At 73.4% G+C, this 26,724-nt stretch carries 25 protein-coding genes; 14 read left to right on the top strand and 11 right to left on the bottom strand.

Annotated elements, in window-relative coordinates:
- Positions 1-55: 55 nt before the first annotated feature.
- Together ACWEVN_RS28225 and ACWEVN_RS28220 are read left to right on the top strand one after the other, a co-directional pair.
- Complete coding sequence (locus tag ACWEVN_RS28225) at positions 56-1,888, top strand: OmpL47-type beta-barrel domain-containing protein (RefSeq protein WP_452053299.1); 1,833 nt, start codon at positions 56-58, stop codon at positions 1,886-1,888.
- A gap of 14 nt (positions 1,889-1,902) precedes the next feature.
- Positions 1,903-2,373: a hypothetical protein gene (locus ACWEVN_RS28220; protein ID WP_452053298.1), complete on the top strand. Its 471-nt coding sequence runs from the start codon at positions 1,903-1,905 to the stop codon at positions 2,371-2,373.
- Here ACWEVN_RS28220 and ACWEVN_RS28215 read toward each other — a convergent pair.
- Positions 2,348-2,788, bottom strand: a complete 441-nt coding sequence (locus ACWEVN_RS28215) for a hypothetical protein (RefSeq protein ID WP_452053297.1) — start codon at positions 2,786-2,788, stop codon at positions 2,348-2,350. The genes ACWEVN_RS28220 and ACWEVN_RS28215 overlap by 26 nt on opposite strands.
- Positions 2,789-2,972: 184 nt before the next feature.
- On the opposite strand from ACWEVN_RS28215, the gene ACWEVN_RS28210 reads away from it, so the two are divergent.
- Positions 2,973-3,542: a hypothetical protein gene (locus ACWEVN_RS28210; protein ID WP_452053296.1), complete on the top strand. Its 570-nt coding sequence runs from the start codon at positions 2,973-2,975 to the stop codon at positions 3,540-3,542.
- 80 nt (positions 3,543-3,622) lie between these two features.
- Here the strand turns inward: ACWEVN_RS28210 and ACWEVN_RS28205 are convergent, their stop codons facing one another.
- The 10 genes from ACWEVN_RS28205 to ACWEVN_RS28160 form a co-directional block, all read right to left on the bottom strand.
- Entirely contained in the window at positions 3,623-6,559 is a 2,937-nt protein-coding gene (locus ACWEVN_RS28205; protein ID WP_452053295.1) for an AAA family ATPase, read from the bottom strand.
- Positions 6,560-6,670: 111 nt separating this feature from the next.
- Entirely contained in the window at positions 6,671-6,877 is a 207-nt protein-coding gene (locus ACWEVN_RS28200) for a hypothetical protein (RefSeq protein WP_449680210.1), read from the bottom strand.
- Between the two features lie 30 nt (positions 6,878-6,907).
- Positions 6,908-9,742, bottom strand: a complete 2,835-nt coding sequence (locus tag ACWEVN_RS28195) for a type 2 lanthipeptide synthetase LanM family protein (RefSeq protein WP_452053294.1) — start codon at positions 9,740-9,742, stop codon at positions 6,908-6,910.
- A gap of 96 nt (positions 9,743-9,838) precedes the next feature.
- Complete coding sequence (locus ACWEVN_RS28190; RefSeq protein WP_449683461.1) at positions 9,839-10,543, bottom strand: 4'-phosphopantetheinyl transferase family protein; 705 nt, start codon at positions 10,541-10,543, stop codon at positions 9,839-9,841.
- Positions 10,540-13,707 (bottom strand): S41 family peptidase, encoded by a 3,168-nt coding sequence (locus ACWEVN_RS28185; RefSeq protein ID WP_452053293.1) that lies wholly within the window; start codon positions 13,705-13,707, stop codon positions 10,540-10,542. The genes ACWEVN_RS28190 and ACWEVN_RS28185 overlap by 4 nt, the downstream gene beginning before the upstream one ends.
- The gene (locus ACWEVN_RS28180) at positions 13,704-14,285 is read right to left on the bottom strand and encodes a GNAT family N-acetyltransferase (RefSeq protein WP_452053292.1); all 582 of its coding nucleotides are present in this window, start codon (positions 14,283-14,285) and stop codon (positions 13,704-13,706) included. The genes ACWEVN_RS28185 and ACWEVN_RS28180 overlap by 4 nt, the downstream gene beginning before the upstream one ends.
- The gene (locus ACWEVN_RS28175; protein ID WP_310969763.1) at positions 14,273-14,710 is read right to left on the bottom strand and encodes a hypothetical protein; all 438 of its coding nucleotides are present in this window, start codon (positions 14,708-14,710) and stop codon (positions 14,273-14,275) included. The genes ACWEVN_RS28180 and ACWEVN_RS28175 overlap by 13 nt, the downstream gene beginning before the upstream one ends.
- Complete coding sequence (locus ACWEVN_RS28170) at positions 14,703-15,158, bottom strand: hypothetical protein (protein WP_452053291.1); 456 nt, start codon at positions 15,156-15,158, stop codon at positions 14,703-14,705. Before ACWEVN_RS28170 ends, ACWEVN_RS28175 begins: the two co-directional genes overlap by 8 nt.
- Positions 15,155-15,676, bottom strand: coding sequence for a hypothetical protein (locus ACWEVN_RS28165; RefSeq protein WP_449683466.1), 522 nt, complete (start codon positions 15,674-15,676; stop codon positions 15,155-15,157). Before ACWEVN_RS28165 ends, ACWEVN_RS28170 begins: the two co-directional genes overlap by 4 nt.
- A gap of 146 nt (positions 15,677-15,822) precedes the next feature.
- Positions 15,823-15,960: a hypothetical protein gene (locus ACWEVN_RS28160; protein ID WP_449683467.1), complete on the bottom strand. Its 138-nt coding sequence runs from the start codon at positions 15,958-15,960 to the stop codon at positions 15,823-15,825.
- Positions 15,961-16,187: 227 nt separating this feature from the next.
- Here ACWEVN_RS28160 and ACWEVN_RS28155 point away from each other — a divergent pair, with 227 nt between their 5' ends.
- From ACWEVN_RS28155 to acpS, 11 genes are read left to right on the top strand one after another with little or no spacing between them, the layout of a single operon-like run.
- Positions 16,188-17,762: a condensation domain-containing protein gene (locus ACWEVN_RS28155; RefSeq protein ID WP_452053290.1), complete on the top strand. Its 1,575-nt coding sequence runs from the start codon at positions 16,188-16,190 to the stop codon at positions 17,760-17,762.
- Positions 17,763-17,784: 22 nt separating this feature from the next.
- Positions 17,785-18,744 (top strand): 3-oxoacyl-ACP synthase III family protein, encoded by a 960-nt coding sequence (locus tag ACWEVN_RS28150; protein ID WP_452053289.1) that lies wholly within the window; start codon positions 17,785-17,787, stop codon positions 18,742-18,744.
- The gene (locus ACWEVN_RS28145) at positions 18,741-20,084 is read left to right on the top strand and encodes a preATP grasp domain-containing protein (RefSeq protein ID WP_452053288.1); all 1,344 of its coding nucleotides are present in this window, start codon (positions 18,741-18,743) and stop codon (positions 20,082-20,084) included. The genes ACWEVN_RS28150 and ACWEVN_RS28145 overlap by 4 nt, the downstream gene beginning before the upstream one ends.
- Positions 20,081-21,379 (top strand): type III PLP-dependent enzyme, encoded by a 1,299-nt coding sequence (locus ACWEVN_RS28140; protein ID WP_449683471.1) that lies wholly within the window; start codon positions 20,081-20,083, stop codon positions 21,377-21,379. Before ACWEVN_RS28145 ends, ACWEVN_RS28140 begins: the two co-directional genes overlap by 4 nt.
- Complete coding sequence (locus ACWEVN_RS28135; RefSeq protein WP_003100549.1) at positions 21,376-21,642, top strand: acyl carrier protein; 267 nt, start codon at positions 21,376-21,378, stop codon at positions 21,640-21,642. Before ACWEVN_RS28140 ends, ACWEVN_RS28135 begins: the two co-directional genes overlap by 4 nt.
- Before the next feature lie 4 nt (positions 21,643-21,646).
- Positions 21,647-22,510, top strand: a complete 864-nt coding sequence (locus ACWEVN_RS28130) for a hypothetical protein (RefSeq protein WP_449683472.1) — start codon at positions 21,647-21,649, stop codon at positions 22,508-22,510.
- A complete protein-coding gene (locus ACWEVN_RS28125; protein ID WP_452053287.1) occupies positions 22,510-23,457 on the top strand; it encodes a 3-oxoacyl-[acyl-carrier-protein] synthase III C-terminal domain-containing protein in 948 nt (315 codons plus the stop codon). The genes ACWEVN_RS28130 and ACWEVN_RS28125 overlap by 1 nt, the downstream gene beginning before the upstream one ends.
- Positions 23,454-24,062 carry an acyl-CoA dehydrogenase family protein gene (locus ACWEVN_RS28120; RefSeq protein ID WP_452053286.1) on the top strand — a complete coding sequence of 203 codons (609 nt, stop codon included), beginning with the start codon at positions 23,454-23,456 and terminating at the stop codon, positions 24,060-24,062. The genes ACWEVN_RS28125 and ACWEVN_RS28120 overlap by 4 nt, the downstream gene beginning before the upstream one ends.
- Positions 24,059-25,198, top strand: coding sequence for an acyl-CoA dehydrogenase family protein (locus ACWEVN_RS28115; RefSeq protein WP_449683475.1), 1,140 nt, complete (start codon positions 24,059-24,061; stop codon positions 25,196-25,198). Before ACWEVN_RS28120 ends, ACWEVN_RS28115 begins: the two co-directional genes overlap by 4 nt.
- Positions 25,191-25,955, top strand: coding sequence for a hypothetical protein (locus tag ACWEVN_RS28110; RefSeq protein WP_452053285.1), 765 nt, complete (start codon positions 25,191-25,193; stop codon positions 25,953-25,955). The genes ACWEVN_RS28115 and ACWEVN_RS28110 overlap by 8 nt, the downstream gene beginning before the upstream one ends.
- Positions 25,952-26,614 (top strand): holo-ACP synthase, encoded by a 663-nt coding sequence (gene acpS / locus ACWEVN_RS28105; protein WP_452053284.1) that lies wholly within the window; start codon positions 25,952-25,954, stop codon positions 26,612-26,614. The genes ACWEVN_RS28110 and acpS overlap by 4 nt, the downstream gene beginning before the upstream one ends.
- The last annotated feature ends 110 nt before the right edge of the window (positions 26,615-26,724 follow it).

The following is a 26,724-nucleotide window of genomic DNA, read 5'->3' as shown; positions in this document are numbered from 1 at the left end:
GGGTTCTAACCCGCCTTACCACTCACGAGGCCCACTTCAGGAAGGGTTCCCCGCGATGTCCCCACGACTGATCGCCCTGCTGCTGACCGCGTTCCTGGCGCTGCTCGGGCTGGCGACGCCCGCGGCGGCGGCCCCGGTCCAGACGCTGACCTGGACCGGGAACAACAGCACCACCGAGTACGCCTCCGCGCCGACCGGCGCCCTGCCCGGCGAGACCACCATCGTCTTCGAGAACAGCGAAGCCACCGGCAACACGACCGGGATGTCGCACACCCTGACCTTCGACACGACGACGCCGGGCTACAACCACGACGTCTCGCTCAACATCCTGGCCAATCCGTTCGACCCGCAGGACGGCCGGCACGAAGCCGTCGTGACGCTGACACCGGGCAAGTACCGGTACTACTGCACGATTCCCGGGCACACGGCGATGGTGGGGGAGTTCGTCGTCTCCGACGGCACCGGCGACACGACCCCGCCGACCGTGACCGCTGCCGTGACCGGGGATCGCGACCCGTCCGGCAACTACGTCGGCTCCGCCACGGTGGCGCTTTCGGCGACCGACGCGGGCTCCGGCGTCGCCGCGGTCGAATACCAGCTCGACGGCGGCACCTGGACGGCGTACTCGGCGCCGGTGGTGGTTTCCGCCGCGGGCATGCACATGCTGCACTACCGCGCCCGCGACGTCGCCGGGAACACGTCGGAAGAAGGGATGGCGCACTTCACGGTCGTGGCGCGGCCGGGGGACACGACGGCGCCCGCGGTGAGCGCGGCGATCACCGGCACCCAGGACGCGGCGGGCAACTACCTCGACGCCGCGACGGCGCGGATCACGGCCACGGACGCGGATTCCGGCGTGGCTTCGGTGGAGTACCAGCTGGACGGCGGGGCCTGGACGGCTTACTCGGCGCCGGTGGTGGTTTCCGCTGCCGGCACGCACATGCTGCACTACCGGGCCACCGACGTCGCCGGGAACGTGTCGCCGGAGGGCATGGCCCACTTCACGGTGGTCCGCAGCGACACGACACCGCCGACGGCGTCGGCCTCGGTGGCCGGCACGCAGGACGCCGACGGCAGCTACGTCGGCAAGGCGACGGTCACGGTGACGGCTGCGGACGCGGGGTCCGGGGTCGCCGCCGTCGAGTACAAAGTGGACGGTGGGGCGTGGACGGCCTACACGGCACCGGTTCCGGTGTCCGCGGCCGGGGCGCACACGGTGGGCTACCGCGCTCGGGACGTCGCCGGCAACGCATCGGCGGAGGGTTCGGTGTCGTTCACCGTGGTCGCCGGCGGGGACACGACGGCACCTTCGGTCGCGCTCCAGGTCACCGGCAAGCAGGACGGCGGCTGGAACTACGTGGGCTCGGCGACCGTGACGGTGACGGCCTTGGACACCGAGTCCGGAGTGGGCTTCGTCGAGTACAAAGTGGACGCCGCGGCGTGGACCAGGTACGCGGCGCCGGTGGTCGTATCGGCGGTGGGGGCGCACACCGTGCGGGCCCGGGCCACGGACGTCGCCGGGAACGTCTCGGCCGAGATCTCGGGAGCGTTCACGGTGGTCGCGGCCGTGCCGCCGCCGGACGCCTGCCCGGTGTCGGACACCCGCGAGACGGTGGTGATCGGCGGGGTCGACAGCCAGGTGGCGAACATCGACATCGGCAACGGCTGCACGATCAACGACGTCATCGACGAGAACGCGGAGTACGCATCGCACGACAGGTTCGTGAAGCACGTGAAGGCGGTGACGCAGGAACTGGTGGCCAACGGCGTCCTGTCACCCGGCGACCGCAACCGCATCGTGACGGCGGCAATCGACTCCGACGTCGGCGTCGGCGGCGGTTCGGCACCGGCGGACGGGGGTGAGCGGAAAGCCTCGGCTCGCGCCTAGGACAAGAGTGGGGGATGCCCGCGTTGACCCGCGTCCCCGGAGCGGTGACGGCCGCGTACAGCGCCACGATCATCGCCGCGCCGCGCGTATTGGCCAAACCATGCGGCTTGACGACCCCGGCCGGCGGCGTCACCGCGGGCGTCCGCACCTTGATCGCCGGAATCGGCGCCCGCGACGCGGCGATCGGTTTGGCGATGTTGCTGGCACCGGAGGGCAAGCCGCTTCAGGTGGCGTTGGCGGCGAGGGTGGCTTCCGATGCGGCGGATGCGGTGGTGTTCGGGACCGGTTTTGCCGGATCGTTCGGCGCGGGCGAAGGTGGCGGGTTTCGCGGCCGGGTGGGCGGTGTTGTGTGCGTTGTCGGCGGTGGTCCGCTGACGGAGGCTGTCGTGCGGCCGGGCCAATTGCCGGTGCCGGGCGGTGACGCCGGGGTCGGCCATTCCGACCAAGGCAAGCTGCTGGTCAGTGATTCTTGGTGCTACAGGTGACAATGGTTGACGCGTTGGCGCCGCTGGTACCGCGAGGGGGAAAGGCGATCTGGGTGTCCACGAGATTGCCGTCCGGGTCGACGATGCTGCAGCTGGCGCCACTCGGCATGGTCGAGACGACGGTAAGCGTAAGAGAACCGGCCCGGACCCTGTCGGTGTTGCCGCCGTTGGTGAGGTCGAGCTTGCCGTCGCTGTCTTCGGAGACCCAAGAGGCGCTGATGTTTCCAGTGGCACCGACAATGTAGTCGACCGGAGGCGGTCCACTGGGGAGTTCGACGACCAAGAGGACACCGGCGGAGATGGCGAGGGCGGCCGCGCCGATGCCGACGTACAGCAGAGTCCGGTATTGGCGGGACGACGCGGCGGCGGTCTTCAGCCGAGAAGTTCTCAATACTACTCGGGCGGTTTTGGGCAAGGCGGCGGTTATCAGTATGTGTACGACTACAATGGGGCGACATGGGTGGTGACAGACAACTGGAACGATTTGAACGCGGATACGCCTCATGGTCCTCACTGGGAGGTTGGCGAAAGCAAGCCGGGTGGGCAGCGTGATAGCCTTGGTCGCCTACGCGTGGCCAGTAGTAAGACAAAGGCGTATTATGGAGGTTTCTGTGGCGGGTGAGAGCGCGGAGCGTGCGGCGGCGGCACGGCGGAAGTGGAAGACTGAAAAAGCGCGTGCCGCTCTCGGAGCTGAGTTCGCAAGTCGGGGCCGACATCTGATCGGCGAGTGGTGCGACTTCGATGAGTCGACGAGGCTGAGTGAAGGCGCCGAGCGACTCGGTCCCGCACCCGACCGAATGATTCAACGGTGGCCGACGAAACAGCGGTTGGTCGAAGCGTTGGAAGCAGGCGAGTCCTCGCTGCGTCGGCTGGGCGATGTCTACGTGCTGGTTCTGGACGTTCCGGACGCAGAGTGGATCAGGATTCGGGGTGAGGCAGTATCGGCTGATCTTGCCCACGCTGCAGGTGAATGGTTGACCGACGGATTCATCGTATTCCTTCCCTGGGTGGCGTCGCTATTGAGTGTTGATGTCGAAGAGCAAGGTGGCGTTTCGTTCATTGAGACAACGCTGATCGGCGAGGGGTTTGGCGAGCTGCGCGCCTACTTTGCCGAGATTGGTCCGGAGTCGCAAGAAATTGTGAGGCCGAATGGGTTGAACTCGAACTAACTGGGCCACGTCAGCCTGAAGGGCGGCTTGGTGCAGGAATCCGATAATGCGTCATGATCACCCGTTCGGGTTGCGAGGTGTCACACCTCCGAGGCCGACGAGTTCTCCGCTGCGAACCGGGCCAGTTCGGCGCGGTCGCGGACCGACGTCTTCATCAGCAGGGCCGCCACGTGCTTCTCCACCGTGCGCGGGGAAATGTGCAGCCGGGCCGCCAGTGCCTTGTTGCTGAGCCGGAACGCCAGCAGCTCGAAGACCTCGTACTCGCGCAGCGTGACGCCGATCGCCCTCAGGCTCTCCGGCACCCGCTCGGTGCCCGTTCGGCGCTGCTGCACCGATGCCCCGGCGCGCCGGAGGAGGGCGCGGCAGGCGCTGGCCACCGGGATCACGTCCGCGCCGTGGAAGTGGCTTTCGGCTTCGCGGAGCCATTCCGCCGGCTCGCCCCAGCCGTCGTCGACCGCGGTCTCCGCGGTCAGGCGCAGGCCCAGCGGGCGGGCGACGCCGAACGGGGCCGCCGCCTGGGCCGCGCGCCGCATGGCCGTGGCCGCGGCCTCGTGCGCGTGGTCGCGGCCGTGCAGCACCGCCTCGGCCAGTAGCACGAACTGGCGGTTCCAGCGCATCCCGCCGGTGGCTCCGGCCGCGATGCGCCGGTGGTCGTCCCAGGTCGCGTCACCGGCGATGACGTCGAGCAGCAGCTTGAGGCCGTGGGTGCCGGCCAGGTGGAACGTGCTCTGCTGCCGCGCCTGGTCGGCGGCCAGGGTGTCCAGCTCGGCGCGCGCGGTCTCGCGGTCCTCCTCCAGCAGCGAGCAGAAGACCTGGGCCAGGCCGCGGGCCAGGGGCGCTTCGGGGCCGGCGTCACCGCCACCGCGCCGGAAGTCGCCGAGGGCGGTCTCCATCGCCCGGCGGTCGCCGCGGTGACCCGCCAGCACCGCCTGCGCCATCTGAACGTACCGGCTGACCGCGTACAGCTTGATCCGCGACGACTCCGCGTAGCACGCGTCGAGCCGCAGCCCGGCCTCGGCGAACCGGCCGCACAGCACCGAATGCAGGCCCAGCACGGCGTCCGCGTTGTAGGCCAGGCTGATCCCGCCGGTGCGCAGCGCCTCGGCGCGCGCGGTCTCCAGGCCCGCGGGGTCGGCCTCGGCCAGCCAGGCGTTGCCGCCCAGGCCGACCAGCGCGTAGTTGCGCCAGTTCGTCAGCCGGTGCTCGGCGGCGCTGTCGAGCATCCGCCGGAAGCATTCGTCGGACTCGGCCATGTCCCGCTCGCGCACCACGAACCCGACCGCATAGAGCGCCTGGCACGCCGTCGAGGGCGAGCCGATCCGCTCGGCCCCGGCGACCGCGCGGCGGCCCAGCTCCTCGCTGCGGCGCACCCGGTCGGGGGCCGGGCCGGACATCGACAGGTACGCGTCCACGGCGTCGACCGCGACAGCTTCCTCGTCCAGCCCCTCCGCCGGCAGCAGCGCACGGGCCGCGGCGACCTGCTCGAAGCCCTCCGCCCAGCGGCCGGCGACCTGGGCCGCCCACGCCAGCCGGACGTGGACGCGGATCTGGCGCGCCGAATCGCGGCCGTCGGTGGGCCGCAGCGAACGCGCCACCTTCGCCGCCCGGTCGAACTGCCCCGCCTCCGCCAGCGCGAACAGCAGCAGTTCGAGCAGGTCCCGGTAGCGGCCGGAGTGGTCGTCGCCGCGGCCGGCGTCCTCGCCGAGCAGGTTCACGGCGTGTTCCAGCACGGCGATGGCCGACCCCGGCGCGCCCTCGGCGAGCGCGCGCTGGGCGGCCTCGCGGTAGAGGTCGGCGGCGGCCCAGCGGTCGCCGGCGCCCAGCCGCAGCGACGCGGCCAGGCTGCACAGCTCGCCGGGCAGGTCGGGGTGCAGTTCCACGACGGCGTCGGCCGCCTTGGCCGACAGCGCCACGCGCTCGGCCGGGTTGAGCAGGGTCAGCAGCGCTTCGGCGGTGAGCGGGTGGCGGAAGGCGTACCAGTCTTCGCCGCGCTCGTCGGCGATGAGCAGCTGGGCGGCGACGGCGGACTGCAGGTGACCGAACAGGCTGTGGTCGTCCAGCTCGCTCACCCGCTGCACCACCGACAGCGGGAACCGGCGGCCGAGCACCGCGGCGATGGCGAGCAGCTGCTTGCCGCGTTCACCGAGGCGGTCGGCGCGGCGGGTGATGATCGTGACGAGCGTCGAGGGCACGGCACTGCGGCCGTGGCCGGTGAACCGCCAGCCCGCGGCGCCGTTCACGAGCTCGCCCGCCGCCACCATGCTGTGCAGCAGTTCCTCGACGACCAGCGGGTTGCCCGCGCTGTCGGCGAACAGGCGCTCGGCCACGTCGGCGGACACCCGGTCCGGCTCGGCGCCGAGCGACGACGCCACCACGTCCCGCACCTCGGCGGGCCCGAGGCTGTCGAGCGGCATGAGGAAGCCTTCTCCGCGCCGGGCGACGGCGTGGGCCGCCTCCAGCGCGGGCGAGGGTTCGGCGCGCAGGGTGGCCAGCACGACCACCGGCTGCGTGCGGATGTTGGCGGCCAGGTACTCCACCACGGCCAGGGTTTCCACGTCGGCGTCCTGGAGGTCGTCGACGACGAACAGGCAGCCGCGGCCCGCCCCGGCCAGCCCGGTGAGCCGCAGCGTCGCCTCGGCGAGCACCACCAGCGAGGAGTCGCCGGCCGCGTCGGCCCCGGCGGCCCAGTCCGGGATCAGCCGGCCCAGCACCGACCGGTACGGCCCGAGCTGTTCGACCAGCTCGCGGCCGCCGGTGCGGGCCAGCGACAGCAGTGCTTCGGTGAGCGCCCGGAACGGCACGGCGGGCCCGGTGGTGCTGCCGCGGCCCCGCAGCACCACCAATCCCGCGTCCAGAGCGTGGCCGACCGCCTCGGCGGCGAGCCGGGTCTTGCCTATGCCGGGTTCCCCCGTGACGAACACGGCCGATCCCGAAGAGCGGCGAGCGTCGTGCAACACCCGCCCGATCTCCTCGATCTCCGTTCCTCGGCCGACGAGAGCGGGGGCACGGGTGCGCATGCGCCAACCTTAGAGACCGGACTCACGAATTCGGTGGTCTTCCGGTGGAGATTCCACTGTTCGGACGGCAAGATTGGGGTTGTTGTCACGCTTTGTGCCGTCGCGAGCACGTCACGCGTGCGTGTGGTTGCTGACGACGGTGCTGATGTCCATCGTGACGACGGCTGCGCTGGCGACGCCGAGGGTCAGCCCGGCGAGAATCCCCGCCCGGACACCGATCTTCGTTCTGGCACCAGGCGTGGCGTCGCCGAGCGGGCTGTCCGCCGCCGAACCGGCGGGGGTCGCGTCGAATTCGCCGGCATTGGTGTCGTTGCGCATCTGCACTCCCGTGTTGTATGAGTTTCGCGGTTATTTCCGGTGTCCCGATGGTTCAAGCAAGAGAACCGACGGAACCTGATCGGCAAAACCGGCCCGCAACAACCCGAAACCGATACCCCCGGTTCCGGTCAACAGGCCTGGGCTCGCTACGCCGTGCGGCGTACCGCACTGGAGCCCGTGTCCTTCGATGGCGCCGACGAGGCGCGAAGTCGCCCTCCGCAACGCGGAGACCGACGGTTCGTGACCCTGCCCGGCGAGCACCACGAGTGCTTCGAGGGTGCCGAGTTCGCCGTGGCAGAGGGATTGGTCCGACGACGGCGGCCGGGCGGCCACCGCGGCCGAGAACGCGTCCGCCGTCCGCGCGGCGAACCCCGGACCGGCGGCCGCGGCGAGGACCCGGCCGGCCAGGCCCGAGCACCAGCCCAGGTCGCCGGCCACGGAGTCCGCCGGGATCCGGCCGCCCCGGCCGAGGGCCCACTCGACCCCCGCCGCGCCCCAGAGGAAGCCGGGGGCGGTGGGGCGCGCGGCACCGGCGAGCCGCCGGGAGAGCGTGGCGGCCAGCGCGGCCGCTTCGGGCAGCCCGCTTTCCGCGTGCACGGCGTGCATGGCGGCGAGGGCGCCCGCGGTGCCTTCGCCGACGCCCACGGGCGCGGCCGCGTCGGCGGCGGCGGTCGCGGCGATCGCGGCGGGCAGGCAGGCGGCCAGCGTGCTGTCGCCGAGCAGGGAGGCCAGGCGGGCCAGGGCGTAGCAGATCCCGCCCAGGCCGAAGAAGCCGCCGGAGCCGACTTCACGCGCGAGCTCGGGGTGCTCGGCGAGGACCTCGACGAGCACCGGCAGCGTGCGCACGGCCTTCGCGGCCAGCTCGGAGTACCGCGCGGTGCCGGTCAGCTCGCCCAGCTGCGCCAGGAAGAGCGCCGTGCCGCAGTAGCCCTCGGCGAGCCCGGCGCCCATCGGCAGCACCAGCCAGTGGCGGCCGTCCAGGAGTTCGAGGCCGACCCAGTTGGCCCGGACGTCGTCGTGTGCGGCGCGGGCGACGAGGTCGTCGCCGATCGCCGACGCCAGCGCGAGCAGGTGCTGGCTGTCGGGCACGACGGCGGCGACCGCGCCGGGCAGCGGCGCACCCGCGCCGTGGCGGACCTCCGGGCGGCGGGTGGCGAGCGTGGCCTCGACGAACCACTCCTGCTCGCGCAGGTCTTCCGCGCACAACTGCGCGATCTTCGCGCGGGCCTGGTCGAGGCCGCTCGCGGCCAGCAGGCCGGGCAGCACCACGCCGGTGCCGGTGGTGACGTCGACCGACCCCGCGGCGGCGGTGAACACCGGCACGTCGCCGTCGCACAGCTCGGTGATCTCGTGCGGCACGAGCGCGGGCAGGTGGGCCTTCCCATGGTCCTCGGCGAGCGAGGCGAACGCCTCGGGCCGGGCGGCGCCCGCGCCGAGGTGCGCCGGGTGGGTCGAGTCGGTCAGCAGCGTCGCGTAGACCTGCGTCGGCCGCATGACCAGGCGGATCTCCTCGCCCGCGAACCCGTCCAGCGCGCCGCCGAGCAGCTCGTGGCGGCGGTCCACCAGCGATTCGTAGGCGGCGCGGAAGCCGCTCAGCAGGCTCTGCCGGTACATTCCGGCGTCGACCTCGGCCCCGGCGAGCACCGGGCGGTTCGCGCCGCCGGCGTAGGGGCGGGGCCCGCGGGCCAGGCGCATGTCGTCGGTCCCGGCGCCGGTCCAGTGCGGCACTTCGCCGGGGCTCGGTTCGCCGTTGCCGCCGCCGAAGGCCGAGACGTCGAGCGCGCCGTGCTCGCCGAGCATCAGCGTGGGCAGCAGGGCGGTGCGCGCCACCGAGCGGTGCAGCGCGGCGGCGGCCGGGTCGGGGCCGTTGCGGGTGAGCGAGGTGAAGGCGGGGTGGAACAGCGTCTCGACGTCCACCAGCATCGGCTGGTCGCCGCAGGCGATGAGGTTCTCGCAGTGCATGTCGGTGGCGTCGAGCGCGTAGAGCAGGGCGAGCAGCGCGCCTTGGCGGCGGTAGAAGAGCTCGACGCCGGCCTGGTCGGCGCACGGCCGCGCGGGCACGTACTCGGCCCAGCCGTAGCCGTCGCGGGCGAGGACGCCCACCGGCCGCGGCGCGAGCCCGGGCCGCTCCTCGGCGAACCACCGCAGCAGCTCACCCCACCGGGCGAGCAGCCCGAGCGGCCGCGGCTTGTAGACGAGCTGCCGCCCGTCGGCGAACCCGAGCACGGCGACCGCGCGGCCGCCGGAGTGCACATCGCCGGCACCGAGGGTCAGCTCGCTCAGCTCGGCGGTGCTGCCGGCGAGCAACCCGGCCCGCAGCGCGTCCTGGTCGGCGGCGAACCGGGCGAGCAGCTCGGCGACGGCGTCGACGGTGCGCAGGCAGGTCTGGGCGAGCAGCCGCGCCAGCATCGGGTGGCGGCCCAGCACGTCGGTGAGGGGGCCGCGGCTGCCGAGCAGGCGGAGGAAGCCGACGAAGCGGTCCCGCCCGGTCGCGCCGCGCAGCAGGCCGGCTTTCCGGGCCGAGTGCAGCTCGAGGACGAAGGTCCGCGCCGCGAGCGCGGTGAGCTGCCCGCAGAGCCAGGTTTCCACGCCGGACCACACCCGCTCGGCGGCGGGCTCGCGGTCGAGCAGGAGGTCCCGGGCGGCGTCGGCGAAGGGGAGGACGGCGTGCCGGAAGACGCGATCGCCCTCGGCCTCGACGGGAGCGGGCCAGTCACCATCGGCGGGGAGCGAAGCCAGGACGCGGTCGGCGAGCAGCGCCCAGGCGGGCGGGTGGTCGCCGCCCTCGCCGGGAAGGCGAGCGGCGGTCCACCAGGCCGGTGCCTCGTGGGGGGCCTGCTCGGGGCGCTCTACTGTCTGGCTCACGCCGAGAAGATTCGCACTACGGGAGATGCGGGCACATGGGTAGCCGCTACCCAGATTGGGTACCCGTCTTCGAGGTCTGCCTCCGATCGTGGGGGGTCACGGCCGCCCGGCGAGGAGCGGCGTGGTGAGTTCGGCCAGGTCACGGCGCCGCACGGCCCGCACGGGCTCGGTCGTGGCCAGCGCCGCCACGTGGTCGCCCGGCACCGTCAGCGACCGCAGGTGCACCGGCTCGTACGGCCATCCGGGCACCCCCGAACGGGCGATGCTCCCGCGCACGTCCACCCGCGCCGGGGCCGCGGCCAGCCCCAGCCCGGCCAGCTTCATCGCCGCCTCCTTGCGGGTCCACGCCCTCAACAGCCGCCCGGCCTGCTCCGCCGGGGCCGCCGCCGAGAACTCCCGATGCTCCGAAGCCGACAAAACCACTCCCGCCAGCCCCGCCGGGTCGGCCGCCGCCGCCGGGTCTTCGATGTCCGCCCCGATCAGGCCCGCCGACGCCACCGCGAGCAGCAGCCACCGCCCGGTGTGGGACACCGAGAACTCCGGCGCCCCGGCCACCCGCGGCCGGCCGTGCGCGGGGTCGGCGCAGTGCTCGCAGGAGCGGTCGATCACCACCTCCGACGGCCGGCCACCGAGCACCGAAGCGCCCCAAAGGCGTTGCAGCGCACGGGAAGCCACGAACACGTCGCCCGCCGGCGTCGCGGCCAGCCGGGCCCAGCGCGCGCGCTCGGCGTCGGCGAGCAGCGCCACCCACTCCGGCCGGGGGCGGACCGGCACCACCCAGACGTCGACCCGGCCGGTCATGGTGCCTGCGGCAGCAGCAGGGCCGCCCGGGGCACGGGCAGCTCGTCCGACGGCGAACCCAGCTCCGCCAGCAGGTGCGCGACCGCCGCCGCGAGCTGGTCGTCCTCGCCCGGGAGCAGCCGGTCCGGGGCGGGGACCACCGCCAGGTCCGGCTCCACGCCGTGGTTCTCCAGCGACCCGCCCGCGTCGCCGAAGCGGTAGCGGAACTCCGGCTGGGTCGTGACCGTGCCGTCCACCAGCCGGTGCCTCGGCCAGGTCGCGATCACCCCGCCCCAGCTGCGCCGGCCGATCAGCGGGCCCAGCCCGAGCGCGCGGAACACGTGCGCGAAGATCTCGCCGTCGGAGCCCGTGTGCTCGTTGAGCAGCGTCGCCATCGGGCCGCGCGGGGACTCCGTCGGGTACGGCGCCATCCCGCTCCACCGCCCGTGCTCGGTGCCGGTGCGGCGGCGGGCCAGCCGGTCGAGCAGCAGCGGCGACACGTGGCCGCCCGTGTTGAACCGGACGTCCACGATCAGGCCGTCGCGGTCGAGTTCGGTCAGGAACCCGCGGACGAAGTCGGCGTACCCGGCGCGCGTCATGTCCGGCACGTGCAGGTAGCCCAGCCGGCCGCCGGACACCGTCCGCACGTACGCGCGGTTGCCCTCGGTCCAGTCCAGGTACCGCGCCCGCGCTTCCCCGGCGCACGCCCGGACGACCACGCGGTGCTCGGCGCCGCCCCGCCGCACGGTCAGCTCCACCTCGCGGTCGGCCTGCCCGACCAGCAGCTCGCCGGGGCCCGACGGGCCGACGCGGCGGCCGTTGACCGCGACCACGGCGTCGCCCGCGCGGATGTCCGCGCCGAGCCGGGCGCACGGCGAACCGGCCTTCGGGTTCCACGGGTCGCCGCGCAGGATCCGGGCGATCCGCCAGGTGGCGCCGTCGGGCGGGGTGTCCCAGTCGACGCCGAGGAAGCCCTGCGCCTCGTCCGGCCCGGCGCGGTACTCGCCGCCGCGCTCGAACGCGTGGGACGTGCCGAGCTCGCCGTGCAGCTCCCAGATCAGATCCGACAGCTCCGCCCGGCACGACACCAGTTCCGCGAGCGGCGCGTACCGGTCGTACACCGCGTCCCAGTCGAGACCGGACATCCGCGCGTCCCAATAGCCTTCGCGCTGCAGCCGCCACGCCTCGCGGAACATCTGCCGCCACTCCGCCGACGGGTCGAACGGGACCTTGACGCGCCCGAGGTCGACCCAGCCGGTCGCCGGGCCCGGTTCCTCGCCGTCGGGCGGGTCGCCGGCGGCGTCGGCGCGCAGCACCCGCAACCGGCTGTCGGTGCGGTGCAGCACCACGTCACCCCGGACGTCGAGCTCGTCGACCGCGCCGAGGCAGCCTTCGGTGACGCGGCCGGTGCCCAGGTCCACCAGCGACACCGTGCCCTCGCCGCCGGACCCCGGGTGCGCCGGGTCGGGCGCGGAAAGGGGCACCGACAGCAGCAGGACCCGGCCGGGCAGCTCCGCGATGTCGCTGTAGCGGCCTTCGGGCACCGGGAACGCGGCCACCCGGCGGGAAATCCCGTCGAGGTCGATCGTCACCCGGCCGTCGCCGCGCGGGACGGGCAGTGCCTGCCCGGGCACCGCGGTCCGGGTCTCGAACGGCGAGGGGTCGCCGGCCCGCAGCGTGATCAGGTACGGCCGCGAGCCGAACGGGAACCCGACGTCGAACTGCACCTGGTCCAGCTCCGGCGTGAGGTCGCGCTGGCCGAGGAAGTACAGGTAGCGCCCGGACGGGTCGAACGCCGGGCGCGCGTCCCGCACCACCGGCTCGGTGACCCGGTGGGTGCGCCCGGACGCGGTGTCGGCGAGCTTGATCGACGACGTGCGGGGCGACTCCGGGAACGTGTAGGCCAGCCACCGGCCATCGGGCGACCACGCGAGGTCCTCGATGCGCTCGTGCCGGCTCGCGTCGAGCAGCCGCGGCCGGGGCAGCACGTCGGCGGTGTCCACGATCCACACGCGCTGGCGGCTGGTCGCGAAGGCGACGAGCCCGGACGCGGGGGAGGCGGTCAGCTCGGTGATGTGCCCGACGCCGCCGGCGACCAGCACCGGGGCGTCCTCGCCGCCCTCGGCGTCCATCAGCACGATCCGCTCGTCCGGGCTCTCGTCGGCGGCCACGGCGACGAGCTGCCGCCCGCCGGCCAGCCAGCGCAGCAGCCGGTAGCGGACGCCGTCGGCGCTGCCGTGGCCGCGGACCGGCCCCGACCAGTGCTCGAAGGTGAACGCCTTGCCGCGGGCGGTCACCGCGAGCCGGGTGCCGTCGGGGGACAGGCGCGCACCGTCGAGGTACTCGCCCGCGGGGGCGAACCGGCGGCCGCGCTGCGGGGCCGCGCCGCCGAGGTCCACCTCGACCGGCCGCGCGCCGCGCTCGTCGAGCAGGTGCAGCCGGGCGCCCGCGGTGTAGACCAGGCGGGTGCCGTCGGTGGTGAGCCCGCGCGCGTAGTGGTCGTGGTGGTCGGTGTGGCAGCGCAGGTCGGTGCCGTCGGGCAGGCACGAGTAGACGTTGCCGATGCCTTCGTGGTCGCTGATGAAGTGGACGCGCCCGCCGGCCCAGCAGGGGTCGGCGACGTTCCCGGGCAGCGCGACGAGCCGGGTGAACGGTCCGGCTTCGTCCTCGGCGTACCACAGCTCGCCGGTGCCGCCACCGCGGTACCGCTTCCACCGCGCGGGATCCGCGGTGTTGCGGCCGACGACGACACCGCCGTCACCGAAGGCGATCGTGTCGGCCGGCCCGAGCCGCAGCGGCCGCGCGGGACCGCCGGCCGAGGACACCGAGAACAGGCGCGCGCCGAAGCCGGACGGCTGCTCGGCGTCGGTCGCGTAGAGCACCTCGCCGGTGTGCGGGTGCCAGCCGACGGTGACGCACCGGCCGGCCTGGTGGGTCAGCCGCCGCGGCCGGCCGCCCTCGGCGGGCATGACGTACACCTCGGCCGGGCCGTCGTAGGTGCCGACGAACGCGATTTCCGTGCCGTCCGGGGAAATCCGCGGCCGCCGGGCTTCGCCGGGGCCCGCGGTCAGCCGGTGCGCCCGGCCGCCCTCGGCGGGCACCGACCACAGGTCGTCCTCGCACGCGAAGTACAGGGTGCCGCCGGAGATCGCGGGCGTCCGCAGGTACCCGGCCCGCCCGGTCACGACCGGGCCTCGATCCGCTCGCGGATCCGCTCGGCCAGCTCGCGCCGCCGTTCTTCCGAGGACGCCTCGTGCTGCCGGATGTCCTCATCGGACAGTGTCCAGTAGCAGGCCGTCCGCCACTGCCCGACGGTGTGGGAATCCCGTTCGCAGCGGACCTGCTGCTGGGCTTCGAGCGCCTCGGCGGACAGGAACATGGTGTTGTGCGTGTAGACCTGGTTGACGATCACGCGCATGTTGAGCTCGTCGCGCAGGTGCTTGTGCACCGCGTAGACGGCGAACGCGCCGAGCCCGCGGTCGCGCGGCAGCACGCCGAAGGACAGCTCACAGCACTGCGCGCGCCAGTCGATCGAGGTGATCCAGGCGAAGCCCAGCACGCGGCCGTGCGCGCCGCAGACCGTGAAGATCCGCTTGGTCCGGTGCTCCTCGGTGATGGTGCGCAGCTGCCGGGCCTGCAGGCCGTCGTCGTCGGACCCGACGGCGAAGTCGGTGAGGTTGGCCGCGAACCGGGCCTCGCGCAGCAGTTCCGTGCGCAGCGGGACGTCCGCTTCGGTGAAGTGCCGGACGGTCACGATCGGCATGGCTCCTCCTTCACCAGGACCAGCAGGTCGTGGAAGGCGTGGCCGGCGTAGTGGTGGCCGGGCAGCACGCCGCTGTGGGCGAACCCGGCCCCGAGGAAGGCCGCGGCCCCCTCTTCGGGGACCAGGGCGACGAACGACGTCCGCCGCTGGTAGGTGGTGAGGTGGCCGAGCAGCGCGCGCACCGGCTCCGGGCCGGCGGACGTGCTCGAGACGTACGCCTGGCGCGGCTGCGCCCGGTTCGGCACGCAGCCGACCAGCGCGCCGCCCGCGGCGTACACCTGGGCTTCGCGGCGGGTGAGTTCCCGCGCGAGCAGGGCGTCGTTCTGGGTGACCGGGTCGGTGCCGAGGAACCCGCGCGCGGCGTCCCCCGCGCGGCGCAGGCCCTGCGCGGCTTCGGCGGGCGAAAGCGGTCTCAGGTCAGTCATGGCGGATCGTCCCCCAGATCTCCCGTGCGGCGGGTGCGCCGTCGAACCAGGTGGCGGCCGGGACGACCGCTTCACGCCGGAACCCGGCCGCGGCCAGCGCTTCGGTGTCCGGCCGGGTGACCGGGGTGACCCAGCCGTGCAGCCGGCGCAGGTTCAGGCCGGTGAACCCGTGCGCGACGGCCCGAGCCAGGAGTTCGTCCATATCGGACAGTGGACTGTGGACGCCGATCTCGACGCGGGCCCGCCGGTGCACCCAGTCGATGGCCGTGTAGCGGACGAAGGCGTCGTCGGTGACGCACAGCTCCTCGTCGTCGCCGGTGGGCGGGGGGACCGTGGTCGGTTCGGCGAGCACGGGCCAGTCGCCGATCGGCAGGCCGAGCAGCTCGCCGGCGAGCCACGGCCCGCTCAGCAGCCCGCGGTCGGTGCCGCGGTATCCGCGCAGTTTCATGACGTCGCCTCGACCTGGGAGAAGAAGACCGTGCCGCGGCGACGGCCTTCCTGGGTGGTCACGCCGGCGAGCGTGCCCTCTTCGGTGAGCCCGGCCGCCCGCGCGAAGGCGAGGCCGGCCGGGTCGAACTCGGGGAACCGGACCGACAGCCGCACCAGCTCGTGGCGCCACCGCAGCGCCCGCACGATCTCGCGGTAGGCGTCGCACCACCAGGGGGTCGGGGTGTCCGAGCGCAGGCGCAGGTGCAGGACGTAGTGGCAGCCGTGCTCGCTGCCCTCGTGCTCCAGGGCGTAGAGGCCGACGGGCCGGCCGTCGGCGCAGAGCACGCGGGTGTCGTCGCCGAGGAGCCGGAGGATCTCCCACTCGGGCCGCGTTTCGGGCCGGTCGGTGCGGAAGAAGAAGCCGGGATCGGTGAAGAGAGCGAGCACGGCCGCCCGGTCGGCGTCCGCGCAGGAGCGGGCCGACCAGCGCGGCAGCGCACGCTCGGCCGGCATCTTGACGGGCGCGATCGAGGTCATGGCCCCTCCCGGGCTGGTGGGCTGGTGCGGGTAGGTGGTCTGCCGCAGCCGGTCGTGAGTGGGAAACAGGGTTAGAACACTGTTTCCCACTCACGACCGGTCGGCGGGACGGCGGCGCTTGCGTGCGCCGCCGGCCCGCCGGGAGGTCACGCCTCCTTGGAGGCGACCTTCGAGGCTTCCTTGGACGCCTCCTTGGAGGCGACCTTCGACGCGACCTTGGAGGCCTCCTTGCTGGCGACCTTCGACGCGACCTTGCTGGCGACCTTCGAAGCTTCCTTCGACATGGGGCTACCTCATTCCTTTGTTGGGATTCCCCCGCAGATCCGGTGTGCAATTCCTGCGTTCCGGTGGGGCCAACCCAGATTCACCGACGAACCGTTGCGGGTCAAGGAAAACCCTTCGCGCTCCGGTGTCATCTTCGTGCCACGGAGAACGTGCCACCGCCAGGGGCTAACCATTTCCGCCCGCACCGCCCACCATCGGCGTACGACGATTCACGGTTGGAGGACACGTGGCGAAGAGCGCGAACCTCTGCTGGGGACAGCACCACCACCTGCTGCGGTACTTGCGGGTGCCGGCGCGGTCGCGGCACGAGGCGCACATCGGCACCAGTTACCCGCTGCCCGCGGGCTGCACGGTCGCGGCCGTCCGCGCCGCGCTGACGCACCTGGTGCGCCGGCACGAAATCCTGCGCACCGTCTACGACCTGACCGGCACCGCCGCCGACGGGCACGCCTGGCCGCGCCAGCTCGTGCAGCCGCCGGCGCCGCAGCCGGTCGTCGAGGCGACCGCGGAGGACGCCGTGGACGTCATCGCGCGGCTCACGCGCACCCCGTTCGACCTGGCCCGCGAGTGGCCGATGCGGGCCTGCGTGGTCACCGGCGGCGGCCGGCTCGTCCGGCTGCACCTGGTCTTCAACCACCTCGCCTTCGACGACGTCGCCCTCGACCGGCTGGCCGCCGAACTCGACGAGCTGCTCGCCGCGCGCACCGAAGGCCGCCCCGCCGTGCTGGACCCGGTGGAGCACCAGCCGGTGGACCTCGCGCGCTTCGAGGAGAGCCGCACCGATGCCGACGTCGAACCCGCGCTGAGCCACTGGCGCGAGATCGTCCGGAAACTCCCCGAAGACGTCTTCGCCAAGCGCCGCAAGGCATCTGAGGCCGCACACAGCGCCTCCTTCACGGTCCCGACGCTGCTGTCCGCGGCCCGGGCGATCGCGGCACGCGAGCACGTGTGGCCCTCGGCCGTGCACCTCGCCGCCTACGCCGTCACGCTCGCCGCCTACACCGGCGAAACCCTGGTGGCGCACCGGATGTACACCAGCCAGCGCGACGCCAGCGGCTTCGGTGGCGCCGTCACCTGCCTGTCCTACCCGACCCCCGTGCTCGCCGACCTCGGCGGCGACCCGCGGTTCTCGGCCGTCGTCCAGGAGTCCGCCGTCCGCGTGAGCGAGGCGATGGCGAACGCGCACGTACCCTACGACCGCGTCTACGAGGAGAGTGCGCGGCACGGGACGCGTGTGGTCGCCGAGCTGAACTTCCTCGACAACGCGCCGCGCTCCTGCCGCACCCAACGCGACCGGTACGCGGTCAACGCCGCCCCCGCCGACTGGGCGCTCGCCGGCTCCGACAGCTACCTGCGCGTCTACGAATGGGCCGACGGCATCACGCTCGCCCTGCAGGCCCTGGACGCGGTGATGGACGCCGGCGCCGTCGAACACTTCCTGCGCGGCTACGCGCGGCTCGTCGAGGCGCACCGCGACCCCGGCACCGACCTGCGCGTCAGCGAGGCCGCCGCGCTCATCGGCTTCGCCCCGCCGGGGGCGCCGAAAGCCGCACCCGGCGAGCCCGGGCCGACCGGGACCGCGCCCGCCGAACGCGTCCTCACCGAGGTCGTCGCCGAGGTGAACGGCCTCGCCGACGTCGACCCGGCTCGCAGCTACCTCGCCGCGGGCGGGCGTGTGCTGCGGCTGCCCCGCGTGGTCGAGGCCCTGCACGAACGCGGCTGGTCGGCCGGGCTCGTCCCGTTCACCACCACCCGCCCCCTGTCCGCGCTCGCGCACGAGCTCGTGCCGTCCCGCGGTTGAGCCGGCAGAAGAGGAGGAAACCATGTCCCTGCTCGAAGCACCCCGCCTGGAACGGGTGGCGTCGTTCGTGCCGGAGACGAGCCTGCCGGTCGCCGACCTGGCCGGCCCGCTCGGCCTCGACGCGACCCAGCTGCGCTTCTTCACCCGCTTCCTGGGCCTCGACCGGGTCGCCGTCGCCGACGGCCTCGAACTGGCCGACCTGCTGGCCGGCGCGGGGGAGCGCGTGCTGGCCGGAACCGACCGCGACTCGGTCCGGTTCCTGGTCCACGCGCACACCATGCAGCACGTCGCCGTCGCCACGCCCGGCCTCCTCGAGGACGTGCGGACGCGGCTGGAGCTGCACCGTGCGACCGCGTTCAGCCTGTCGCACCTCAACTGCGTGGTCGGCATCCACGCCCTGCACGTCGCCCGCTCGCTGCTGGCCACCGCGGCCCCCGGCGACCGCGTGCTCGTGCTGACCGGCGACAAGGTGCTGATGCACGAGGCCCGCCTCATCCGCGACACCACGATCCAGGGCGACGGCGCCGCCGCGGTGCTGCTCGGCCCGGACCCGCGCGGGGACCGCGTCCTCGGGCGCGCGCTCACCGTGCTCGGCGAGTTCTACCGGGGCATCGACTGCGACGAAGCCCTGCAGCTGCGGTACAAGCACGTCTACCCGGACGCGCTCGCCCAGGTTATGCAGGACGCCCTCGACGACGCCCGGGTCGCCCCCGCGGACATCGCCGCCATCCTGCCGCACAACGTCAACAAGCTGTCGTGGAAACGCATCACCGGCGCGCTCGGCGTGCCGCGGGACCGCGTGTTCCTCGACAACGTCGGGAAGTACGCCCACTGCTACAGCTCCGACCCGTTCATCAACCTGGCGGCGGCGCGCGCGGACGGGCGGGTCGATCCGGGGGACCTCGTGCTGCTGGCTTCGGCCGGCCTCGGGGCGACCTTCGCGGCGGCCGTCGTCGAGATCGGAGAAGGGAACCAGGGATGAATTTCGTGGCACGGCTGAAGAAGGACCTCACCGGCGACGCCGGTGCGCGGTTCGTCTTCGTCAACAACTTCGAGGTGGAGCGCAGCTGGGCGGTGGGCGAGCCGAAACTGCCCGGCGCCGGCATCTCGTTCGCGGGGGCCACGGTCAACCGCATGGAGGAGATGGGCGCGCTGCTCGCCGGCGAGGGCGACCTGGTGGTGCTCAAGGCACCCATGGACGCCGCGTTCGCCGGCTACCTCGCCCGGATCGGCGCGGCCGACGGCTCGACGCTGATCGCCGAGCACAACGACCCGGACGCGATGGTGACCGAGGACGCGCTCAACTCGCCCGAGCTGCTGGGCAAGCTGCGCGAGCTGGCCGACGGCAACACCTACCTGATGCCGCTGGGCATCTCGGCGTCGGAAGAGGCCCTGGCCAAGGAAAGTGGCTTGCCGCTGGCCGGCTCGACCGCGCAGATCTGCAAGGCGGTCAACGGCAAGGTGTTCAGCCGCGGCCTGGTCGACTCCCTCGGCCTGCGCCAGGTGCCCGGCCGGGTGGTGCACACGGTCGGCGAGCTGCGCGAGGCCCTCACCGCGCAGCTGGCGCCGGGCGGCCGGGTCGTGGTCAAGGAGTCGCTCGGCGTCTCCGGCCGCGGCATGGTCGTCGTCGAGGACGAGCGCGGCGCGAACCGCCTGCTGCGCCTGATCGAGCGCCGCGGGGCCGACGCGCCGGCGAACCTGGTCGTCGAGTCCTGGATCGAGCACGCCCAGGACCTCAACTACCAGTTCGTCGTCTCCCGCACCGGCGGGGTCCGGTTCGAGACGGTCAAGGCCGCCGTGCTGAAGAACGGCGTCCACCAGGGCCACCGCTTCCCGGTCGAGCTGCCGCCGGTTGCGGCCCGGGAACTGGCCGAAGCCGTCGAGAAGATCGGGCGGGCGCTGCACGACGAAGGCTTCTTCGGCATGGTCGGCGTCGACGCGATGCTCTCCGCGGACGGCACGCTCTACCCGTGCCTGGAGATCAACGCCCGGTTCAACATGTCGACCTACCAGAGCCGGATCGCCGAGAAGTTCATCCCCGAGGGCCGGCACGCCATCGCGGCCACCTTCTCGCTGAAGCTCCAGCGCGAGCACACCTTCGCCGAGGTCGAGACCGCACTCGGCGACCTGTTCTTCACCGGCGCCGGCGACACCGGCGTACTGGTCAACAACTTCGCGACGCTCAACGCCGCGGCCACCGGCGAGGGCTCCTTCCACGGCCGTCTCTACGCGATCTGCGTCGGGGACTCGCCGGAGGAGGCCCTCGCCGTCCGGACCGAGGCCGAGCGCCGCCTCGGCGTCATGGCAGGGGAAAACGCATGACCGACATCGACTACCCGGACCTCGCCGCGCGCTTCGGCACGCCGCTGTACGTCTACGACGGCGACGTCCTGCACGCGACCATCACCGGCCTGCGCGCGGTGCTGCACCCGGCGATCGAGGTGTTCTACTCGCTGAAGGCGAACCCGAACATCAGCGTCTTCGCCGCCCTGCACGGCGGCGGCGCGCGGGCCGAGGTTTCGTCCATTGTGGAACTGCAGACCGTGCTGAAAGCCGGGGCCCGGCCGGATGACATCATCTTCCTCGGCCCCGGCAAGAGCCAGGATGAGCTGCGGGCGTGCCTGGACACCGGCGTGTACGCCATCGTCTGCGAGTCCTTCGACGAGCTGGACGACATCGAACGGCTCGGCGCCGAACTCGGCAAGCAGCAGCGGGTGCTGTTGCGGATCAACCCGACCTGCGCGATCAGCGGGTCCCGGCTCACCATGGGCGGCAAGCCCCGCCAGTTCGGCATCGACGAGGCCCAGGTCCTCGCCGCCGGGCCGCGGCTGGCGGAGTACCGCCACGCCGACGTCGCCGGCATCCAGGTCTACATGGGCACCCGCATCCTCGACGCCGAGGTCATCGGCAAGAACACGCGCTACGCCCTCGACCTGGCCGAGCGGGTGGCCGCGGAGACCGGGATCCGGCTGGAAGCCGTCGACATCGGCGGCGGCCTCGGCGTCGCCTACTTCGAGGGCGAGGACGACCTCGAAGCCGCCGACGTGGCCGCCGAGATCAACCCGATGCTGGAGGCGTTCCACCGGGCGCACCCGGCGACCCGGCTGATCATGGAGTCCGGCCGGTTCCTGGCCGGGCGCGCCGGGGTCTACGTGCTCGGCGTCCGGTACGTCAAGGAGTCGATGGGGGAGCGGTTCGCGATCGCGGACGGCGGCACCCACCACCACATGGCGGCCGTCGGCATCGGCTCGTTCGTCAAGCGCAACTTCCCGGCCGTGCTGCTCACCCCGCGCGACGCCGGGGACGACACCGACGACACCGTGGAGCCGGGCCCGTGGACCGTCACCGGGCCGCTGTGCACGCCCAACGACACCCTGCTCAAGCAGGTGAAGCTGCCCGACCTGCGCGCCGGCGACCTGGTCGGCGTCCTGAACTCCGGCGCCTACGGGCCGTCGGCCTCGCCCGGGCTGTTCCTCAGCCACGGGTTCCCCGCCGAGGTGCTCGTCCGCGGGGGTGCGGCCTACCTGGTCCGCGACCGCGACGAGCCCGCGGACCTGCTGCGCAAGCAGCACCTGCACCAGCCCCTTACCGACAGCATGGGAAGTGAGCCGAGATGAACCGCACCGAGATCGTCGCCCACCTGGAGATCGCCCTGTCCGCCGTGCTCAACAAGGAGATCGGCGGCGTCACCCCGGAGCTGCGCCTGTTCGAGGACCTGGCGCTCGACTCCACCAGCGTCATCGAGCTCCTGATGAGCCTCGAGGACACGATCGGCCTCGAGATCGACCCGGACGAGCTCGGCCCGGAGGTCTTCCGCACGGTCGGCAGCCTGACCGACTACATCGAGTCGGCCTTCGCCAGGGCCGCCGCGGCGGTCTGACGCCATGTCCCTGCAAACGCTTGCCCCGCCGGGCCGGGCGGCGGTACCCCCGCGCCCGGCCGGGGTGCACCTGAGCGGTGTGACGCACCGGGTGTTCACCGAGCGCGCCAAGCCGGTGTTCGGGATGCGCCCCGAGCTGGCGCGGCTCATGGTCGAGACCTTCGGCGCCGCGGCGGACCAGGAGGACTTCCTGGCCCGCACCGGCAACGGGTTCATCGAGATGACCGAGGTCCTCCTGGCGGACGCGGGCGCCCCGCTGCCGCCGCTGGACGCGGTGGTGCTCGCCTACCACTCGCCCGACCTGTACCACTCCGAGGTCGCCGGCTGCTACCTGGCCGGCCGCCTGCCCGGGAACCCGGAACCGTGCTCGGTCGCCGGGCCGGGACCGGGTGCGGCGTTCACGGCCCTGCGCCTGCTGGACGGGATGTGCCGGCTCGGCGAGGCGACCTCGGCGGCACTGCTGGTGTACGACCAGAACGCCGTCCTGTGGGACAGCGGCCACCCGGCCACCCACCGCCCGGACGCGGCGGTGCTGCTGCAGGCCGGCGCGACCGGCGACGTCGCGGTGACGGAGCTGGAGGAGGTGCGCCTCGGCGGCACCGGGCCGCACAGCGCCACCCTGGCGCTGGCGGACGTGCTGTACCGGCACCCGGGCGTGGCGGTGCTGGCCGGAGCGGGCCTCGCCAAGCGGCTCGCGGGAACGCCGTACGCCGGGCGCGTCGAGGCGGTGCCGGACCTGTGGTGCACGGGCGTGTGGGCCGGTCTCGCGCGGCGGTGGCCACTGGAGGAGCCGGTGCTGCTGGCCGACTTCGAGCCGGCGAGCGGCACGTTCTGCAGCTGCCTGCTCGTGCCGGGGAGGGAGCACTGATGGACACGGGGCTGTCCCGGGTCGCCGTGCGGCTGCCCGGCCGGGTCGAGGCCGTCGACGACGTGCTCGTGCGGTCGGGCGCCAAACCGCTGGAGCGGCGCATGTTCGGCCGCATCTACGGCCTGCGCGACAGCCCGGTGCTCGCGCCGGGCGAGCGGATGGCGGACCACCTGGCCGAGGCCGGGCGGGCCGCGCTCGGCGGCGGGCCGGCGAGCCTGGTGCTCTACGGCCACACCCTGCTCATCGCCGAGCTCGACCTGTGCGGCGAGTTCCCGGACCGGCTGCGCGCCGCGCTCGGCCTGCCCGGCGTCCCGTTCTTCGGGGTGTCGCACGTGAACTGCACGTCGGTGCTGCGCTCGGTCGAACTCGCCCGGCGCTACCTGGCCCGGCCCGGCGCGGCCCCGGACGACCGGGTGCTCGTGCTCGGCGGCGACCAGGGCAGCGCCAGCGACCGCGGCCGCTACATCCCGGGCACCACCGTCGCGGGTGACACCGCGGCGGCGCTCGTGGTGGAAAACGGGCCCGCGCGCTACCGCTACCTCGGCGGCGCGAGCACGCGTGACACGCGGTTCCACCGCAGCCTGCGGATGACCAAGGAGGAGTTCACCCTCTTCGGCAAGGTCTGCTGCGAGCAGGCGGTCGCCGTGGTGGGCGCCGCGGCGCGGGACGCCGGCCTCACCCTGTCCGATGTGGACTGGGTGCTGCCGGACCTGTCCAACCGGATGTTCTGGCGCACGTTCAGCGGGTTGTCCGGGTTCCCGTTCGAGAAGATCCCCCTGGACCTGGTCGCCGAGCGCGGGCACAACTTCGGGGTCGACTCCCTGCTCGCCCTGCAGCACGCCGACGCGGCCGGACGGCTGCGTCCCGGGCAGCGCTGCGCCCTGGTCTCCGTGGGCCAGGGCGCCTACTTCCAGTCGGTGATCGTCGAGGTCGTGGAGGAGAAGTGAGCACCAGCCTGCTCGAATGCGAGGGAACCGCACGCAGCGACGGCCTCGCCGCCGGTCTCGCGCGGGCCCTGCCCGCCACCCCGGCCGACCGGCTGGCCCCCGGCCGGTACGCGGCCGTGCCCGCCGCGGCCGTCCCCGAGGGCGCCGAAGTGCGCACGCACAGCCTGGCCGACCGCGAGGACATCGTCTTCCTCGCCTGCCCCGGCCGTCCCCGCGAAGAGCGCGACGCCCACGAGCTGGCCGACTTCGGCCGGCACCTGGCCGCGGTCCGGCTGGGGGTGCTGCGCTCGGTGCTCGACCACGTCGTCGAGCACCTGTCGAACCGCACCAGCGGCGACGAACCGCTGATCCGCAAGCAGCTGATCGTCGGCGCGATCGGGGACGTGATGGCCGCGGTGGAACGGCTGCGCGCGCAGGTGCGCTCGCAGCGGCACCCGGTCGCCGTCGCCGACGTCCACCGCGAACTGGACGAACTGGGCTGGCGGGTGGCCCAGCACCTCGGTGCCTCCGGCTTCCTCGCCACCTCACCCGCGCGGTCGCTCTACGTCTCGGCCCTGGTGGCCGGCACCTGGGTGGACCGGGAACCGGAAGGAGAACCGGCATGATCGAGCTGAGCGACCGCGTCCGCGCGGTCCGCGACCTGAGCCGGGAGGCGGCCGCCGACCTGCGGTCCCGCGCCCTGGCCATCGACGTCGACCCGGACGCGATGGACGAGCACTACGGCTCGCCCGTGTTCGAGATGGTCCGGCAGGCCGACACCCCGCCGCAGTACCGCGAGTCGCTGCCGTCGACGCCGTTGCTGCGCGCGATGGAGCGCGGCTCGTGCCTGGAGAACGTGGCCGGGCTGATCGAACTGGCCCGCGGCGACGTCGGCGCGATCCTGGCCTGTCCGTCACCCGGCCTGGCCGGGGTGTTCGTCGAGCTGCTCGGCACGCCCGAGCAGCAGGAGTGGTTCTTCACCCGGATGCACGGCGGCCGCCGCTGGTCGTTCTTCGCGATGACCGAAGAGGGCCGCGGCAACGACGCGACGGCGATGGAGACCCGCTTCGAGCGTGACGGCGACGGCTGGCGGCTTCACGGCGGCAAGTGCTACGTCGGCAACGCCGCCCGCGGCAGCGTCGGCGTGGTGTTCGGCCGCACCGGCCGCGGCGCGCTGTCGATCCGCGCGGCGCTGGTCGAGCTCCCGGCGCCCGGCTGGCACGGCGAGAAGCTCGAGATGATCGGCCTGCGCGGCGCCTACATCAGCAGACTGTCCTTTTCGGACGTCGCCATCCCCGCCGGCCGCATGCTCGGCGACCACCTGCCGGCGACACGGCGGGGCATCTTCGCCGCCATCACGACGTTCAACCACATGCGGGTGCGGATCGCCGCGTCCGCCGTGGGCACGGCCCTCGCCATGGTCGAATACGTGCTGGAGCACCGCAAGAACGCCCCCGGCGGCCAGCTCGCCCTCGCCCGCGCCGAAGCGGGCCGCGAGCTGGTGTACGAGGCGGCGGCGCGGATCGACCGCGACCCCGAGCGCGGCTACCTCTCCAGCGCCGCGAAGCTCGGCGCGATCGGGCTGGCGGTGGGCACCGCGCACTGGGCGTCCGCCGCGCTGGGCCCGGCCGGCCTGATCGAGCACCCGCTGCTGGAGAAGTGGACGCGGGACGTGCACGCGTTCGAGTTCATGGAGGGCACCAGCAACATCCACCGCCTGCACGTGGCGCGCGGGTACCAGGCGGGAGACGCCGATGCCTGACCTCGGGATCGACACGATCGCGTTCGCCTCCGCCCGGCGCGAGGAGTACGTGCCGCTGTCGACGTTGCCCGGAGCCGCCGACCTGGTGCCGCCGGAACGGCTGGCCGCGGCCGGGATTCCGTTGTCGCGCCTGATGGTCCGGATCCCGGAGGACGACGACGTCGACGTCACCGCGCAGGTGCTGGCCGCCCTCGGCCCGCCCGCCGTGCCGCAGCCGCTGTTCTTCGTGCGTTCCGGGCCGCTGCGCGATCCGAACGTCGCCGCCCTGGCCGGGCTGGTGCACCGCAGCGGCTGGGAGGGCGAGGACGTCGGTCTTTCGCACCTCGACGAGCTCGGCGGCACGGCCGTCTTCGGGCTCCTGGAGTGGGCGGTCGAGAGCGAGGCGACGGCGGTCATCTGCGACGAGCCGCTGTTCGCCGACGCGGCCTGCGGCCAGCCACGGTTCGCGGCGGTCGGCGTCCGGGTGCGCCGCGGGGCCTCCCCGCTGGCCGTTTCCGGCTGTGGGGAAGGGAAACCGGCGCTGACCGGTGACCACCGGTTCACCGGCCGCGGCCCGTGCGACGCGTGGCTGGCGTTCTGCGCGGCGGTGGCCGAAGGGGTGGTCGCCGACGGCGAGCGCGTCCTGCTGCACACGCGCGGGCCGCTGCGCGAGGGCTGGTTGTCCCTGGTCGCGGTGGACGTCACCGCGCTGCGGCTGGTGCCCGCGGCCACTGTGGATCTGCTCGGAGGGAGCCTGCTCGGGGGGCGGAGTGGATGAGAATCGGCGTGGACCTGATGTCGATCCCGCGGTTCGCGGAGGTCGCGGCGCACCAGCGCTACCGGACGCTGGTCTTCACCCCGGTGGAACTGGAGCAGGCCGCCCGGATGGGTGCCGAACGGTCCCTGGAACGGCTGGCCGGGCGGTTTTCCGTCAAGGAGGCCACCTGCAAGATGCTGGGCCGTGGCTTCGGCCAGGGCTTGCGCTGGCGTGACATCGAGGTCACCAACGACGACTGGGGAGCGCCGTTGGTGACGCTGGGCGGGGGAGCGGCGGAGATCGCGGACGAGGCCGGCCTGGAGGAGATCGTGGTGACGCTGAGCCACCAGGCCGACCTGGTGGTCGCGGTCGCGGCGGCGGGGTGTGCCCGCCCGCCCCGCCCGTTCCGCCGGGCGGCGGAGCCCGCTCCGGCCGCTCCGGTCCTGGCCCGGTTCGACGAACTGGCGGTCCTGGCCGCCGACCTGTTCTCGGTTCCCCCGACCGAAGTGGCCGCCGCGGCATCGTTCGCGGGCGATCTGGGGGTCACGTCGGTGGTGGTGATCGAGCTGCTCGCCCGGATCGAGCACCGGTACGGCATCCGCATCCCGGAGGCCGGCATCTACCGGATGACCGACCTGCGGCACACCTACGGCGTCGTCGCCGAGGCGGCCGGATGGTAGGGCGGGCAAGGAGAAGGGGCCTTCCGTGAGCGGAAGGCCCCTTCTCGCGCGGGTGCCGGCCCCAAGCGCCCCAATGTGGCGTTCGTTGCGTTGGACGCACCCAATGTGGC

The organism is Amycolatopsis sp. NPDC003861, from assembly GCF_053605405.1.
Note: the sequence above shows the minus strand (reverse complement) of the source record. Positions and strands in the feature narration are given on the sequence as shown.

What these genes read in the sequence shown, in the direction of transcription:
- ACWEVN_RS28225 (WP_452053299.1), top strand. Translation starts at nt 56, where the DNA reads ATGTCCCCACGACTGATCGCCCTGCTGCTGACCGCGTTCCTGGCGCTG.
- ACWEVN_RS28220 (WP_452053298.1), top strand. Translation starts at nt 1,903, where the DNA reads ATGCCCGCGTTGACCCGCGTCCCCGGAGCGGTGACGGCCGCGTACAGC.
- ACWEVN_RS28210 (WP_452053296.1), top strand. Translation starts at nt 2,973, where the DNA reads ATGGAGGTTTCTGTGGCGGGTGAGAGCGCGGAGCGTGCGGCGGCGGCA.
- ACWEVN_RS28205 (WP_452053295.1), bottom strand. Translation starts at nt 6,559, where the DNA reads ATGCGCACCCGTGCCCCCGCTCTCGTCGGCCGAGGAACGGAGATCGAG.
- ACWEVN_RS28200 (WP_449680210.1), bottom strand. Translation starts at nt 6,877, where the DNA reads ATGCGCAACGACACCAATGCCGGCGAATTCGACGCGACCCCCGCCGGT.
- ACWEVN_RS28190 (WP_449683461.1), bottom strand. Translation starts at nt 10,543, where the DNA reads ATGACCGGCCGGGTCGACGTCTGGGTGGTGCCGGTCCGCCCCCGGCCG.
- ACWEVN_RS28180 (WP_452053292.1), bottom strand. Translation starts at nt 14,285, where the DNA reads ATGCCGATCGTGACCGTCCGGCACTTCACCGAAGCGGACGTCCCGCTG.
- ACWEVN_RS28175 (WP_310969763.1), bottom strand. Translation starts at nt 14,710, where the DNA reads ATGACTGACCTGAGACCGCTTTCGCCCGCCGAAGCCGCGCAGGGCCTG.
- ACWEVN_RS28170 (WP_452053291.1), bottom strand. Translation starts at nt 15,158, where the DNA reads ATGAAACTGCGCGGATACCGCGGCACCGACCGCGGGCTGCTGAGCGGG.
- ACWEVN_RS28165 (WP_449683466.1), bottom strand. Translation starts at nt 15,676, where the DNA reads ATGACCTCGATCGCGCCCGTCAAGATGCCGGCCGAGCGTGCGCTGCCG.
- ACWEVN_RS28160 (WP_449683467.1), bottom strand. Translation starts at nt 15,960, where the DNA reads ATGTCGAAGGAAGCTTCGAAGGTCGCCAGCAAGGTCGCGTCGAAGGTC.
- ACWEVN_RS28150 (WP_452053289.1), top strand. Translation starts at nt 17,785, where the DNA reads ATGTCCCTGCTCGAAGCACCCCGCCTGGAACGGGTGGCGTCGTTCGTG.
- ACWEVN_RS28145 (WP_452053288.1), top strand. Translation starts at nt 18,741, where the DNA reads ATGAATTTCGTGGCACGGCTGAAGAAGGACCTCACCGGCGACGCCGGT.
- ACWEVN_RS28140 (WP_449683471.1), top strand. Translation starts at nt 20,081, where the DNA reads ATGACCGACATCGACTACCCGGACCTCGCCGCGCGCTTCGGCACGCCG.
- ACWEVN_RS28135 (WP_003100549.1), top strand. Translation starts at nt 21,376, where the DNA reads ATGAACCGCACCGAGATCGTCGCCCACCTGGAGATCGCCCTGTCCGCC.
- ACWEVN_RS28130 (WP_449683472.1), top strand. Translation starts at nt 21,647, where the DNA reads ATGTCCCTGCAAACGCTTGCCCCGCCGGGCCGGGCGGCGGTACCCCCG.
- ACWEVN_RS28125 (WP_452053287.1), top strand. Translation starts at nt 22,510, where the DNA reads ATGGACACGGGGCTGTCCCGGGTCGCCGTGCGGCTGCCCGGCCGGGTC.
- ACWEVN_RS28115 (WP_449683475.1), top strand. Translation starts at nt 24,059, where the DNA reads ATGATCGAGCTGAGCGACCGCGTCCGCGCGGTCCGCGACCTGAGCCGG.
- ACWEVN_RS28110 (WP_452053285.1), top strand. Translation starts at nt 25,191, where the DNA reads ATGCCTGACCTCGGGATCGACACGATCGCGTTCGCCTCCGCCCGGCGC.
- acpS (WP_452053284.1), top strand. Translation starts at nt 25,952, where the DNA reads ATGAGAATCGGCGTGGACCTGATGTCGATCCCGCGGTTCGCGGAGGTC.